The organism is Pseudomonas sp. B424 (genome assembly GCF_055408345.1).
The window spans coordinates 23,791-36,635 of the sequence record NZ_JBUZTL010000004.1 but is presented as its reverse complement, the minus strand read 5'-3'; the positions used below and the strand labels follow the sequence as shown (position 1 = coordinate 36,635).

Genomic DNA, 12,845 nt, shown 5'->3' with positions numbered 1-12,845 from the left:
AGGGAGCATGGGGTGCTAGGGGTCGAGTGTTCGAATCACTCCGTCCCGACCATATTATTCAATGACTTAGCCCAATCTGAAAAGGTTGGGCTTTTTCATGTCTAAAATTTACCCCCACATTTACCCCCACGGATTTTTTTAAGCGGTGTGAGCTTTATGCTGGTTTTAAGCATGCAGAGAGATTTTCCTCCTCGGGGAAAACGCTCAAATGCTTTGCCATTTTTTAATGATTGGCTGAGTGGCTGCCAGGGTTCGGCAGTACCCACCCGCATGAGCTACACCTTGGGTATTACTCTGCGCATATGTAGGTGCAGGGTGGCGACGCATAGCTGAGCATTGCCACAATGCGATTGCCAGATGGCTCCTCAGCTACCAAATAATCAATGCCCAAGGACAGTCCCATGCCATCTAGAAAAGCAGTGTTGAGCTATGTTGTGAAAGAGTTCGATATCCAGCCTGATTACCCTTGGAGTAAATTCCCAAAATACGCCGTCCTAAGGCACGCGGGATCTGAGAAATGGTTTGGAATAGTGATGAACGTACCCAAGGAAAAGCTAGGTCTTGCAGGCGAGGGAGAGGTTGATATTTTGGATGTGAAATGCCATCCGGACAAAGCGGGTTCACTTCGTCAAATGGAGGGTATTCTTCCGGGTTACCACATGAACAAAGAGCACTGGATCAGTGTGGTTTTGGACGGCTCGGTAGCAACCGAACACATACACGAACTCATTCAAGATAGTTATGAGTTAACTAAGTAGCGGTTCGAACTGACGAATCATAGTTATTCGGTTCCACAGATTTTATCTGCGCTCCCCCATCGGGTGGTGTTTGGCTATTTTGACCGATTGCAACCTTGCCTTGCAGGCCACGGTTTACCGTTGGCAATCATCAATAAATTTAGTTTTCATTTATTTACAATGGCTTAGACATATTTTCGCGCACGGGGGGCATGTGCGTGAGTGTCGCGGGCCCCTCCAAGCTTCACACCAGCCTCAGTTTCACAACCCATGACCACTCAGGCCACACTTGCCGGTTTTACGCTTGGCGCCCCCTGTCCCGACATATTTCAGTATTTTCTGAAATTTCGAGCATTCGATATGACGTGGAGCAGGGCAGGCCGCAGCACGCCGCAGTTCGTCACGCACAGTGCTGAGGCGTTCGATGGTGCGGTCCAGTTCGTCTGCCTTGTCTGTGAGACGCTGGTGATCGATGGCGGGCTGGCCGTCCGCGTCCAGCATGGCTGCTATCTCGTCCAATGAAAACGCCGCAGATTGCCCAAGGGCAATCAATGACAACCGCTGAAGTACGTCCGCCCGAAATACGCGGGTGAGCCCGCGACGACCTATTGAGCAGATCAGGCCTTTTTCTTCGTAGTAGCGCAGGGTTGAAGCCGGCAGGCCGGAACGTCTTGCGACTTCACCGATATCCATCTCTTTCATGCTTGACCTCAAGTCGACTTGAACTTGCAGACTGCCGGGATCAAACCGCCAAATCAGGCTCAAGACTATGGGAAATATCATGGAAGCAGGTGAGACGCTACTGCGCATTCTGTTTGTTGGAATGGCTGCCACACTGATCATGGACGTATCAGCGTTGATTCGAACGCGGGTATTTGGTGCGGCGTCGATCGACTATGGGCTCGTCGGTCGCTGGTTGGGGCACATGCTGCATGGGCAGTTTCGACACGTCTCTATTGTGACGGCGCCCCGTGTCAGGCACGAACGCCTGGTTGGGTGGGTGTTTCATTACATCACTGGCTGCGTCTTTGCCATGGCGCTTTTCGGTGTCCAAGGGCCTGCCTGGCTATGCAGTCCGTCCCTGATGCCCGCTTTGTTGACTGGCTTGATCAGTGTCATTGCCCCCTTTTTCATCATGCAGCCCGCGTTCGGTCTCGGCATCGCAGCGTCGAAAACCGCGGTACCGAGCGCGGCAAGGCGCAGAAGCCTCATTGCGCATCTGACGTTCGGACTCGGGCTCTATGCAGCCGGCTGGCTGCTGATGCTGCTCTTTGCTGGGCCGCAATGCCTGGGGTGAGCCTCTCCAGAGGGGCAGCACAGGACGTGATGGGCGATGGGTCAGCGCCGGATGCGGTTTTTTTGCCAACTGATATCGCTGTGAAACGTGCCCGTATCACCTCGCATCACGTACAGCGTCGCCCTGTAAGCCGCAGTCATTCGGGAGCATTGCAAGCCGCGAATCTTGCGGTAAGCCCAGACCCAGCCGTGGTTTGTCCTGGTACTCATCCTTCTTCCTGCTTATTCATGATCTACACCCCGGGCTCTGTACATGAACCATATGAGCTTGATTGGACAGGCTCTAGCACGGTAGTTCCCTGCCGGATGCAGGTTGTATTTTTCCGGAGGTCCCGGGGGCTACGCAACGCCACTCAACGAGTCATATCGTTATGTATTAACGGTATTCAAGCTGAAGTTCTTATCGTCTCCAACATCGTCGAGAACGGCCAGTCCATTGGCCTGGGTGATGCTGGCAAGCCCCGCGAGGCCCGCATCAACTGCTTCTAAAGCAACTGATCAATCAATACCGCATTGGTAAAGATCAAGCTCGCATCGCTCGCCAGATGCCCGACCAAATGGAACTGACCGCGATCGTGGTGCAGGTAGACGCGCATTTTGCAGTCGGACAAGGGGCCGCACCCCTGCGGCATGATCAAATCCATTGTGGCCATGTCGACGTCGACCATGGCTTCAGGCTCCTGGGTCTTCTGCAGGCGTTCTTCCGCTTGCTCCAGACGCAGGTGGAGAGGGCCGTCCACGTAAAAATGGATGTCACCCACGGAGGTGGGTTTTTGATCGCCATTGTTGTCGCACCAACCTTGGATAGTCAGGGTACTCATAGCCAGTCTCCGTTGTGGGTCGCTGTGCGTTGTAACGCTCGGTTCGTTCCAGCGCTGTATTTTTTCTGACAAATGCTGACGGGCAGAGTTCGTCATTTCAGACAGACGAGCGTTGCCATTTTTTCAGGGTACAAACGCAAGCCCGCTGGCGGGTGAACCCCATCCGGCCTGTGGCCGTGCAGGCCAGCGCTATCGCACCACCCTTCAAGGCGCTGCTCCTCATTGACAGCCCCCCCCAGGAACCCCGGCATACCTGTTTCTAAACCCGCGAATCAGAGCAGACGCTGTACAACAGTCAGTTACAAATAATAAGATGAGAAGAATTATCATTAACATCAAGCGAATTTCACATGTCTCACGACAGGATAGTCTCGCCCGTCGAACAGCTGTATGCGAATCATCATGGCTGGCTGCGGGGCTGGCTGCATCGGCGACTGGGGCACCGGGCCGATGCCGAGGACCTGGCTCACGACACCTTTATCCGCGTGTTGCGCTCAAAGCACGATGCCCAGGAGCTGCGTCAGCCCATGGCGTTTCTCGCGACGATTGCCAATGGCCTGTTGATCAACCGCTGGCGTCGCCAGGCAATCGAGCGGGCTTATCTTGAGGTGCTGGCTGCGCGTCCTGAGGCCGAGGAGCCTTCGCCCGAAGACCGCTGCTTGACGATCGAAACCCTGTTGCAACTCGACTCGCTGCTGATCGGCCTATCAACCAAAGTGCGGCAGATTTTCTTTTTGTCCCAGCTTGATGGTCTGACCTACCCGCAAATTGCCGCGCAATTGAGTCTGAGCGTGGCCCAGGTGCAGCGGGCCATGGGCAAGGCGTTCAGTGTTTGCTACGCGAGCCGTTTTGAATGAGCGGCGGTTCTGTTAACCCCCGTGTACGGGATATGGCCATCGACTGGATGGTTCGGATGCAGTCCGGGTTCGTGAGTGCGGCTGACCACCAGGCCCTGCAGCAATGGCGCCAGGCGTGCGCAGAGCATGAATACGCCTGGCAGCGTGTCAGCAGCCTGTCGTTGCTGCTGCAGCCCGGCGCCCATCTTTTATCCGATGCGACGGCGCGCAGAGCGCTGGAGTCTGCCGGGGCGGACCCTCAACGCCGCAGGCAGGTGCTCAAGTGCTTGTTGGCAATCAGTCTGCTGGGCGGGGGTTCCTGGCAAGGCGCGCAATCCACCCTTGTGCGCTCGGCCCTGGCCAGTTACCGCACCGCCACCGGCGAGCGTCGTCAGTGGCGGCTGGCCGACGGCACTTCGTTATGGTTGAACACTGCCAGCGCGGCCAATGTGGATTGGCGCACAGACCAGAGCCATGTGCAGTTGGTCGAAGGCGAAGTGGCGCTGGATGCGGGAGCCGAATCAGGTTCATTGCAACTGGTCACGCCCGATGCCGTGTTGCATGCCCGTGGCGCCAACCTGCTGGTGCGCCATGATCGGCAGGGTACTCAGGTGACGGTGTTGCGCGGGCTGGTGCAGGTGAACTCGCGCCATAACCGGGTGCCATTGTTGCTGGAGGCCGGCTGGCGAGCGCGAGTGGATGCTCAGGGCATCCACCCTGCAAGTCTCACCGACGGGTTTCTGGCCCAGGCCTGGCTGCGTGGCATTTTACCGGCTGAACGCATGCGTCTGGATACTCTGCTGGCCGAGCTTTCACGTTACCGCCCAGGTATTTTGCGCTGCAGCCATCAGGTCGCAGACCTGCGAGTGACGGGCAGTTTTGAGCTGGATGACACCGATGCTGCCCTGGCGCTGGTCGCCCATGCGCTGCCCGTGCGCATTGAGCGACGAACCCGTTATTGGGTCACCGTGGTGCCGGCCTGAAATTATTTTTTGTTTCGCGCGACAGTTTTTTGAATCTGGCGGGGCCTTCAGGAATAACCCACCGAAACAGGTGGGTCTTCACCTTCAGGAGCCCTGCATGATTTCCCCCGCAAGTGTTTTATGCGCCCGCACCTTTGGCCTGATTTTTCTGGGCCTGCAACCGCTTTACAGCGCAGTTGCTTTCGCTGCTGATGAGCGTCAGCACTTCAACATCGATGCCGGCCCGCTGGATCAGGCGCTTTCGCGTTTTGGCGTGCAGGCGCGAATCAGCATGGCAGGCAGTTCGACGCTGACGGCGGGCAAAAGCAGCAACGGGCTGCAGGGCGACTTCAGCACTGAGGCGGGGCTGACGCGGTTGTTGTCGGGCACCGGCCTGAGCTATCAGCGCCGGGTGGACGGCAGCGTCGAACTGTTTCAGGGGGGAGGGGCCGTTGTGCTGCCCGCGCAGAAAGTCACGGGCGAAAATCCTGCCGTCGAAGAGGTCTACACGGCGCCTCGGTCGATCGTGTATATCTCCAGCGAAGACATGCAACGCTTTGGCGTGGTTTCGGTGGGCGACGTGCTTAAGGGCCAGCCGGGCGTGCAGGTGGGAGACAGCCGCAATGGCGGTGGCCTGGATGTGAACATCCGCGGCATTCAAGGGCAAAGCCGGGTGGCGGTCACGGTCGACGGTTCGCAGCAGGCACTGGATGTCTATCGGGGTTATGCCGGTACCCAGCAGCGCAGTTACATTGACCCTGACCTGATCAGCGATATCACCATCGACAAGGGGCCGAGCCTCACGTCGAGCGCCATCGGCGGCACGGTCAAAATGCGCACCATCGGCGTTGACGACATCTTGCGCGATGGCAAAACGTTTGGTCTGCGCCTCAAGGGGGATGTGTGGAACAACGGTGTGGCTCCTGCCTCTCGCGACGGCCACTCTGCAACTGAAAAACTGTACTCGGAGCCGCACCGGGACCGTGGTGGCCTGTTCGGCTCCGAGGCGCAGGCCGGCAGTGCCGCGTTCGCTTTTACCCATGACTACTTCGATGTGGTGGCCGCGTATGCTCATCGCAATCAGGGCAACTATTTCGCTGGCAAAAAGGGCCAGGATCGCTACCGCACGTTTGACCGCTATGGCCGCGAAGACATGACGGTAGCCACCACCTACAACCCCGGTGAAGAAGTGCTCAACTCATCGGCAGAGACCGATTCGTACCTGATCAAAACCACCATACGCCCGGCAGACGACCATACGCTGGACCTGGGCTACCGCCGCTACGACGGCCATATTGGCGAAATCATGCCATCGGATATTTTCCGCTTCGGCACCGGGGGCATTTACCAGTACCCGCTGGGCCACACCAAAATCGATACCTACACCGCCCGCTACAACTACCTGCCAAGCGCCAACCCGTTGGTGGACCTGACGGCCAGCCTGTGGATGACGGATGCACAAACCAGCAACTTGACCTCGGTGCTGGCGCCGGCTTCGCAGGCCTATCGCTCTGATCGCAACTGGACCCGTCAGGCCGACCGGCGCATTGGCGGTGACCTGGCCAACACCTCACGGTTCGAGACCCGCCACGGCGACCTGAAGCTGGATGTGGGCGGATCGTTCCAGGTCGAGGAGTTGCGCCCGCAAAAAAGTGTGGTCACCAACCAGGATGACATCAACGCCAACCGCAGCCTGCGCGATGGCTCCAGGCAGGAATTCAGCCTGCACGGCAAGCTGGAGTTCCAGCCGGTCGACCGCCTCACGCTGTGGGGTGGCGGTCGCTACACCTGGTACCGCACCAAGGATCATGTCGCCCACTCGACGGCGCTGCGTGAGGAGCGCGAGCTGAGATATCTGAGGGTCTTCAGCCCGCAAAGCTACGGCAACATGATGTGGTTCCCGGATCAGAACGGTCAGTACACCGACGCCACGGACCCGCGGTTGAATAACGGTATTGTTTTCGGTAACACCAATTTCCCTTTCGAGGGCACGCGCTACAACGACTTTGGTGCCACCGAGTCGACGGTCTATCCGTCCCAGACAGGCGAGGTGGTCAGCGGTTATGAGTATTCCGGCAAACAGAGCGACAGAGGCGGGGCGTTTGCTCCTGCCATCGGTTTCAATGTCGAACTGGCACCCGACACGTTCTTCTATGGGTCTTATACCCAGGGCTTGCGCATGCCCTCACTGTTCGAAACCAGCCAGGGCGTGTTGCAGACCATGCCCGGCAAAGGTCTGAAACCCGAGCGCTCAAGCAATTGGGAGATCGGTGCCAGCACCCTGCAAAAAAACCTGCTGGTGGACGACGACTCGGCGGCCCTCAAGGTTGCCTACTTCAACACCAGCATCAAGAACTACATCACCCGCTATTACGATCCCAGCCCGGGGCTGATGGGCCTGATGCAGTTCAGCAATACCGACAGCTTCAAAACCAGCGGCCTGGAATTGCAGTCGCGCTATGACGCGGGCCGCGTGTTCGCTGATTTTTCGTCCACGTACTACCTGAAAACCGAAACCTGCGACTCGACCTTCGCGGCGCGTTTGCGGGCCAGCTCCAACCCCTACCAGGACTTGAGCAAAACCCCGAACTGTACGCCGGGCAGCTTTATGGGCTCTTATTCCAACACCCAGAACCCGCCACGCTTCGCGGCGAACCTGACCACGGGCCTGCGCTTTTTTGACCGGGCACTGACAGTCGGCGGGCGTGCCACCTATACCTCTGGCCCAACCGTCAAAGCCGACAATGAATGGCAAACCGGCGCCACTACGCCGCAATTGGTCTATCACCAGGTAGCGCTTTTTGATGTGTTCTTTAACTACAAGTTGAAGGATCACACCACCCTGAACGTGTCCTTGCAGAACCTGACCGACCGTTATTACCTGGACCCGCTGGCACAGAGCTTTATGCCCGCTCCGGGGCGCACGCTGCGCATGGGGCTGCAGACCAGGTTCTAGTGCTCGCTGGCAGTGTCGAACATGGCAATAAAGCTGTTTATCAGCGGTGACGGGTTGTCCGCATGCCAGCTCATGTACAGCCCGATGGCAGGGTTTGCAGCTTCTGCCACCGGGCGTATGGGGCGAAATACAACCTTGTCGCGCATGTTCGAGCCGCAGATGGATTCAGGCACCAGGGCCACGCCAAAACCGCAACTCACCAGTCCGATCAGGGTGTGGATCTGCGCGGCTTCCTGTACCACCTTAGGGTAAAAACCAGCGGCCTCGCACAGGGCAATCAGTTGGCTGTGATAGCCGCTGCCCAGGGCCTGGGGGGTGAAAACGAAGTCTTCGCCGGCGAAATCCCTTAGCTCGATCAACGCTGTCTGCGCTTTTGGATGATCAAGGGGCAGCGCCATGACGATAGCTTCGTCGAGCAACAAGCGTGATTCGATGTTTTGCGCCGTAAAAGGCAGTTTTCGCATAAAAGCGATATCGGCCTCTGCGGCCAGCAGCGCTTTGGCCTGGCTGGAGGACGGCATTTCCTTAATGACCAGCTGGACCTTGGGAAAGGTCTGGCGAAACCGTCTCAAGGTGTTGAGCAACGGCGGGTAGTACGCGATGGACACTGCAGTCACAGTGAGCCTTCCAGCGATGCCTTCAGATACCTGGCGTGCGTGCTCAACCCCCTGTTCCAGTTCCTTGAGTGTGCGATAGGCAGCCTGCAGAAAGGCGTTGCCTGCTGGCGTCAGGTTTACCTCGCGTTTGCTACGGGTGAACAGGCTGAAACCCAGTTTGTCTTCCAGGCGGTTAATGGCCTGACTCAGGGGTGGCTGCGCCATGTGCAGGCGAATCGCGGCTTTGTGAAAATGCAGCTCTTCAGCCACCGCGATGAACTGCCTGAGCAGTCGGGTTTCGATCATTTTTCGCGTTCCTTCATTTGAACTGATCAATGTTGCCCGGGCAGGGAAGAGCAAATTTTATATTCACTCAAAAGTCAGCAGGTTTTAAACAGTCGTGTGATACGCACAGAGTATCAATGGGGCGCTTGATCAGTATTAAACAACTTTCCTTTTGATTGTTAGGGTGAAGTGACAATCAAAAGGAGCCGATTAATGAACTTTGCCGGAAAAACCGCAGTTGTAACGGGCGCTGGACGGGGCCTGGGTTTGAGCTATGCACGGGAACTGGCAAGGCTGGGGGCAAATGTCGTGATCAGTGATGCGGGTTCGGACAAGACAGGCGCTGGCGAGGATGTGTCCGTCGCGCTGGATGCCGCACAAGCGCTTGCGGGCGAGGGGTACAGCGTGGTTGGCCATCACGGCGACCTGGCCGGCGAGCAGGGTTGTCAGCAATTGATCGAGACGGCCATCAAAGCGTTTGGGCAACTTGATATTGTGATTCATAACGCGGGCTGGGTCGGTTATCAGTCGATTGAAGACGCGCAACAGGCATTTATTGAGCGGGCGCTGGGTATCACCGTCTATAGCCCTGTCTGGCTTTGCAAACATGCCTGGAAATACCTCAGGCAATCGACGGCTGCGCGGGTCGTGCTGACTTCTTCGGACCGGGCGATGTACCAGCAATATGCGCAGCCGGGTCTGACGGCCTATGCCGCAGGCAAGATGGCGCAACTGGGCATCATGAATGCACTGAGCATGGAAGGCGCGGCACACGGCATTTTGGTCAATGCCGTATCGCCGGTGGCCAAAACCAGAATGTGGGGCGTGAGTGGCGAGCCGCAGGACCTGAAACCGCAATGGGTGGCCCCCGGCGTGATTTTTCTGGCTTCGCAGTTGTGCCAGGACACCGGCTACATTCTGCGAGCCAGCAATGGTCAGTTCACCGCGACACGGTTTGTCGAGAATCAGGGTGTCGACTATCCCCTCGACCTGGCTAGGGTCAAGGCTGGCAGCGCCGGGGAAATTGCCCGGATGTGGGATCAAATCAAGGAGTGTTGAAATGCCTGCACAAGAATCGTTGCGTCTTTTTTCGGCGTGCCAGGCTGACCTCGGGGAAAGCCCGGTCTGGGACGAAATCAGTAATGCCCTGTTGTTCGTGGATATTTCCCGAGGGCAGATAAACGCCCTGGATGAACAGGCCAACCTTACCCGGCTTCACCAGTCATCCTCACGGGTCGGTGCCTTGGCACTGACCAATGCCGGTAACCTGATTTTTACCCGAGAGGCCGGCGTCGCCATTCTTGATCGCGCCAGCCTGCAGGTGAGCCGCCACTCGCCACCGGCCAGCACGCTCCCTTCCTACCGCTTCAATGATGGCGCCTGCGACCCTCAGGGGCGTTTTATCACCGGTTTGATGGACGAGGCACACAGCAAAAACAGCGGGAAATTATATCGCTACGACGCGGGGCTGAACGCCTCGGTGGTACTGGAGAATATTGGGCTGCCCAACGGGCTGGTGTGGTCGGCCGACGGCGGGGAGCTGTTTTTTGTCGACTCGGTGGCCCGCACCCTGTTTCGCGCCCGATATCCGGCCACCGGCACCGCCCTGGAAAATATCGAGGTGTTTGCCCATACACCGCCGGACCTCGGTCGCCCGGATGGCCTGGCCATGGACATTGAAGGGGGCATCTGGGTGTGCCAGTTCAATGGCGGCTGCCTGCTCAGGTACGATCGCCACGGCGAGTTGACCCGAATCCTTGAAATGCCGGTCCCGCGCCCCACCAGTTGCTGTTTTGGCGGGGCAGACATGCGCACATTGTTTATCACCAGCGCCAGGTTCGGCATGACACCGGCCGAGCAGGCTGACTTCCCGGCCGCCGGGAATATCTACAGTATCCGCCTGCCAGTCGCGGGTGTTCCCCGGTGTCGGTTCAAGGATATTTGAGTTGTTAGGGGGCCCCGGGTAAGAGGGATCTTGTGCGTGGACGTCAGCGACGAAATGCATGGGAGCTGCAACCCCCCCGCTTGGGAGCGTTAAAACGATCCTAAGCGGGTAGGTCACGTACTAGCCGTAAAGCTTTGCAGTGGCCTTCAGACAATCAGCGTGTAAGAAAATGTCATCGAGTGACTCAATCGGATGTCGGACTTCTTTTTTGTCAGCATCAAAAAGACCGATGTATTTTTGAGCCCGATTGAAGTGAAGCCGAGCCAGTGGCTTGCGGTTATTGTCATCCAGCAAAATACCGAAGTAACTCTGCGTGTCACGAGCGACTATTCGCTTTGCATCCACTTCGGTACGGATTATGGCTTTAACGATGTTGTAGCCTTCCGTCTCTTCCTCGGTCGTGACAATCAGATCTTTCTCGCCACCGTCCTCCTCAGGAGCGCCTTGGGGTGGAGCAACCGCCAGAGGTGTAACAGCCACAGGCTGGTTTCCCCCGTTGATTGCGGACTTAAGGCGGTCATTTACCTGGTCACCGAGAAATTGTGCGGTCGCCTTCCGGGTAAGGTGCCCAAATTGCTCGCGCACTTTCTGAGTAATAACCCCCTCATAGACACGCGAGGCAAAAAACTTAATAAAGTCGTCGTCGGGCTCGCTGAACTGTGCAGCCAGTACACGTTTAATCTGGCCAACATATTTTAACTCGCCTGCCGCACTGATAATTGAGTCGACATCAAAAGCGGACTTCGTGAGCTTTTGCAGCTCAGGTATGGCGTGGTCATCAATATTCAGAAGGTCCAGTTCCAGAAAGGGTTTTTCGTCCATCTTGTTGGGCGCATCAAGGTCGGTGAAGAACTTGTACACCTGACCGTTTGTAAGAATCGAAATTCTTGCACTCGTGACATGGAAGTAGCGAAAAAGCTGGCTGGCATGCTTGATATTGAGCGGCTCGCCGATTTTCTTACTCTCAATTAAAATCTGAATCGCCCCGTCTTTCAGGATGGCATAGTCGACTTTTTCGCCTTTCTTTGTCCCAACGTCCGATGTGAACTCAGGAACAACTTCCAAAGGGTTGAAAACGTCATACCCCAGGATCGATTGAATAAATGGCATTATAAATGCGTTTTTCGTGGCTTCTTCTGTTTGGATGGCTGCTGCTTGTTGTCGTATTTTTGCCGCTAACCCTGCGAGCTTTTCTTCGAATTCCATAATTTCCCCTCCCCAGGGAAAAAACACTTACAGCTTGTGAGAACTCCAAGCCATAACGACCCTAGCCTAGATATGAGCAGGTAGATAGGGAGTTTGTTGGGATGAACTGAAGTTGTTTTATCAACGAATCTCTTTTCAGCACGACAATGCATGTTCTCCAGCAACTTTGGTATCCAGCACCATGGGATCACCGCTCACCGCTCGATTGCCAGCGATGCAGTCACCCGGTCGATCAGGTCGCAGGCTCCTGCACGGGTTCCAGCAGCAACTCACTCATCAAATTGAACACGGTGGTTTTCACCGCGGTGTTCAGGTCCGTCCATGCCAGGCCTGTGGTTGCGCGGTAATCCCCCAGTTCCAGCGGTCTGGAGATGACGTTGGCGGGCAGGGCGCGCCCCGCATTGGCCGGTAGCAGGCCCACGCCCAGCCCGGCTGAAACCAGTGCCAGCATGGTGGTGAATTCGCCCAGTTCCGAGGCGATTTCCAGCTGCACGCCCTGGCGCGTTAGCGCTTGCATCAGTTCATCGTAAAAGCCGGGGGCATAACGCCTGGCCAGGATGAATACCGGCAAGTGGGCGAGCGCTGTCGGGTGCAGGGTGTCGCACGCCAGCAGCGGGTGGTCGCCGGGCAGGGCAACAATGAAGCTTTCTTGCAGCACTTCCCGGGTCTGGATGCCCGCAATGCTGGCCGGCAAGCGCATCAGCCCGAAGTCGAGCTGGCCGCTTTTCAGGGCCGCAGCCTGGTCCGGCCCCGGCATGTCCTTGAGTTCCAGTTCGATACGCGGGAAGCGTGCATGCAGCGTGCGCACCAGCGAGGGCAGCAGTTCGGGCAATACCGATGACACAAACCCCAGCCGCACGCGGCCGATTTCCCCGCGCCCGCAAGCCCTGGCCACGTCCGCCGCATGGGCCGCCTGATACAGGGTTGCGCGTGCCTGCGGCAAGAAGAGGGTGCCTACTTCGCTCAAGGTGACCGAGTGCCGGTTACGCTCGAACAGGCGCACCCCCAGTTCTTCTTCAAGCATCTTTATTTGCATGCTCAGGGCCGGTTGCACGATGGACAACCGTTGCGCCGCACGACCGAAGTGCAGCTCCTCGGCCAGGGTCACAAATGAGCGCAGGTGTTTGATTTCCATTGGGTACTCCCGATACGCAACGACGGCATTGCGACGATCACGGTAAATGATCACAAGATCATGAATGACG

General features: G+C 57.2%; 12 protein-coding genes and 1 pseudogene. 8 read left to right on the top strand and 5 right to left on the bottom strand.

Going from position 1 to position 12,845, the window contains the following annotated elements; translation table 11 throughout:
• Nucleotides 1-401: 401 nt before the first annotated feature.
• On the top strand, nucleotides 402-758 hold the full coding sequence (locus ACZRMS_RS06740; protein WP_463994661.1) for an MmcQ/YjbR family DNA-binding protein: 357 nt from the start codon (nucleotides 402-404) through the stop codon (nucleotides 756-758).
• A gap of 240 nt (nucleotides 759-998) precedes the next feature.
• On the opposite strand, the gene ACZRMS_RS06735 is transcribed toward ACZRMS_RS06740, so the two are convergent.
• Complete coding sequence (locus ACZRMS_RS06735; protein ID WP_463994660.1) at nucleotides 999-1,439, bottom strand: helix-turn-helix domain-containing protein; 441 nt, start codon at nucleotides 1,437-1,439, stop codon at nucleotides 999-1,001.
• A gap of 79 nt (nucleotides 1,440-1,518) precedes the next feature.
• On the opposite strand from ACZRMS_RS06735, the gene ACZRMS_RS06730 reads away from it, so the two are divergent.
• Together ACZRMS_RS06730 and ACZRMS_RS06725 are read left to right on the top strand one after the other, a co-directional pair.
• The gene (locus tag ACZRMS_RS06730) at nucleotides 1,519-2,034 is read left to right on the top strand and encodes a DUF2938 domain-containing protein (protein ID WP_463994659.1); all 516 of its coding nucleotides are present in this window, start codon (nucleotides 1,519-1,521) and stop codon (nucleotides 2,032-2,034) included.
• Nucleotides 2,035-2,426: 392 nt separating this feature from the next.
• Nucleotides 2,427-2,492: pseudogene (locus ACZRMS_RS06725) on the top strand (hypothetical protein); the annotation flags it as partial.
• A gap of 26 nt (nucleotides 2,493-2,518) precedes the next feature.
• On the opposite strand, the gene ACZRMS_RS06720 reads toward ACZRMS_RS06725, so the two are convergent.
• Nucleotides 2,519-2,854: a hypothetical protein gene (locus ACZRMS_RS06720; RefSeq protein ID WP_463994658.1), complete on the bottom strand. Its 336-nt coding sequence runs from the start codon at nucleotides 2,852-2,854 to the stop codon at nucleotides 2,519-2,521.
• Nucleotides 2,855-3,204: 350 nt separating this feature from the next.
• Here ACZRMS_RS06720 and ACZRMS_RS06715 point away from each other — a divergent pair, with 350 nt between their 5' ends.
• From ACZRMS_RS06715 to ACZRMS_RS06705, 3 genes are all read left to right on the top strand, one after another.
• A complete protein-coding gene (locus ACZRMS_RS06715; protein WP_463994657.1) occupies nucleotides 3,205-3,711 on the top strand; it encodes a sigma-70 family RNA polymerase sigma factor in 507 nt (168 codons plus the stop codon).
• Nucleotides 3,708-4,673: a FecR domain-containing protein gene (locus ACZRMS_RS06710; RefSeq protein WP_463994656.1), complete on the top strand. Its 966-nt coding sequence runs from the start codon at nucleotides 3,708-3,710 to the stop codon at nucleotides 4,671-4,673. The genes ACZRMS_RS06715 and ACZRMS_RS06710 overlap by 4 nt, the downstream gene beginning before the upstream one ends.
• A 97-nt stretch (nucleotides 4,674-4,770) precedes the next feature.
• The gene (locus ACZRMS_RS06705; RefSeq protein WP_463994655.1) at nucleotides 4,771-7,608 is read left to right on the top strand and encodes a TonB-dependent receptor; all 2,838 of its coding nucleotides are present in this window, start codon (nucleotides 4,771-4,773) and stop codon (nucleotides 7,606-7,608) included.
• Here the strand turns inward: ACZRMS_RS06705 and ACZRMS_RS06700 are convergent.
• Nucleotides 7,605-8,510 (bottom strand): LysR substrate-binding domain-containing protein, encoded by a 906-nt coding sequence (locus ACZRMS_RS06700; RefSeq protein WP_463994654.1) that lies wholly within the window; start codon nucleotides 8,508-8,510, stop codon nucleotides 7,605-7,607. The genes ACZRMS_RS06705 and ACZRMS_RS06700 overlap by 4 nt on opposite strands.
• 192 nt (nucleotides 8,511-8,702) lie before the next feature.
• On the opposite strand from ACZRMS_RS06700, the gene ACZRMS_RS06695 reads away from it, so the two are divergent.
• Both ACZRMS_RS06695 and ACZRMS_RS06690 read left to right on the top strand, forming a co-directional pair.
• A complete protein-coding gene (locus ACZRMS_RS06695) occupies nucleotides 8,703-9,548 on the top strand; it encodes an SDR family NAD(P)-dependent oxidoreductase (protein WP_463994653.1) in 846 nt (281 codons plus the stop codon).
• A gap of 1 nt (nucleotide 9,549) precedes the next feature.
• Nucleotides 9,550-10,434, top strand: a complete 885-nt coding sequence (locus ACZRMS_RS06690; protein ID WP_463994652.1) for an SMP-30/gluconolactonase/LRE family protein — start codon at nucleotides 9,550-9,552, stop codon at nucleotides 10,432-10,434.
• A gap of 120 nt (nucleotides 10,435-10,554) precedes the next feature.
• Here ACZRMS_RS06690 and ACZRMS_RS06685 read toward each other — a convergent pair whose 3' ends face one another.
• Both ACZRMS_RS06685 and ACZRMS_RS06680 read right to left on the bottom strand, forming a co-directional pair.
• Nucleotides 10,555-11,640 (bottom strand): type I restriction endonuclease, encoded by a 1,086-nt coding sequence (locus ACZRMS_RS06685; RefSeq protein WP_463994651.1) that lies wholly within the window; start codon nucleotides 11,638-11,640, stop codon nucleotides 10,555-10,557.
• A gap of 232 nt (nucleotides 11,641-11,872) precedes the next feature.
• Nucleotides 11,873-12,775, bottom strand: a complete 903-nt coding sequence (locus ACZRMS_RS06680) for a LysR family transcriptional regulator (protein WP_463994650.1) — start codon at nucleotides 12,773-12,775, stop codon at nucleotides 11,873-11,875.
• Nucleotides 12,776-12,845: the final 70 nt, after the last annotated feature.

Excerpts from the sequence above, each read along its gene's own strand:
- ACZRMS_RS06740 (WP_463994661.1), top strand. The coding sequence starts at position 402 with ATGCCATCTAGAAAAGCAGTGTTGAGCTATGTTGTGAAAGAGTTCGAT.
- ACZRMS_RS06735 (WP_463994660.1), bottom strand. The coding sequence starts at position 1,439 with ATGAAAGAGATGGATATCGGTGAAGTCGCAAGACGTTCCGGCCTGCCG.
- ACZRMS_RS06730 (WP_463994659.1), top strand. The coding sequence starts at position 1,519 with ATGGAAGCAGGTGAGACGCTACTGCGCATTCTGTTTGTTGGAATGGCT.
- ACZRMS_RS06720 (WP_463994658.1), bottom strand. The coding sequence starts at position 2,854 with ATGAGTACCCTGACTATCCAAGGTTGGTGCGACAACAATGGCGATCAA.
- ACZRMS_RS06715 (WP_463994657.1), top strand. The coding sequence starts at position 3,205 with ATGTCTCACGACAGGATAGTCTCGCCCGTCGAACAGCTGTATGCGAAT.
- ACZRMS_RS06710 (WP_463994656.1), top strand. The coding sequence starts at position 3,708 with ATGAGCGGCGGTTCTGTTAACCCCCGTGTACGGGATATGGCCATCGAC.
- ACZRMS_RS06705 (WP_463994655.1), top strand. The coding sequence starts at position 4,771 with ATGATTTCCCCCGCAAGTGTTTTATGCGCCCGCACCTTTGGCCTGATT.
- ACZRMS_RS06700 (WP_463994654.1), bottom strand. The coding sequence starts at position 8,510 with ATGATCGAAACCCGACTGCTCAGGCAGTTCATCGCGGTGGCTGAAGAG.
- ACZRMS_RS06695 (WP_463994653.1), top strand. The coding sequence starts at position 8,703 with ATGAACTTTGCCGGAAAAACCGCAGTTGTAACGGGCGCTGGACGGGGC.
- ACZRMS_RS06690 (WP_463994652.1), top strand. The coding sequence starts at position 9,550 with ATGCCTGCACAAGAATCGTTGCGTCTTTTTTCGGCGTGCCAGGCTGAC.
- ACZRMS_RS06685 (WP_463994651.1), bottom strand. The coding sequence starts at position 11,640 with ATGGAATTCGAAGAAAAGCTCGCAGGGTTAGCGGCAAAAATACGACAA.
- ACZRMS_RS06680 (WP_463994650.1), bottom strand. The coding sequence starts at position 12,775 with ATGGAAATCAAACACCTGCGCTCATTTGTGACCCTGGCCGAGGAGCTG.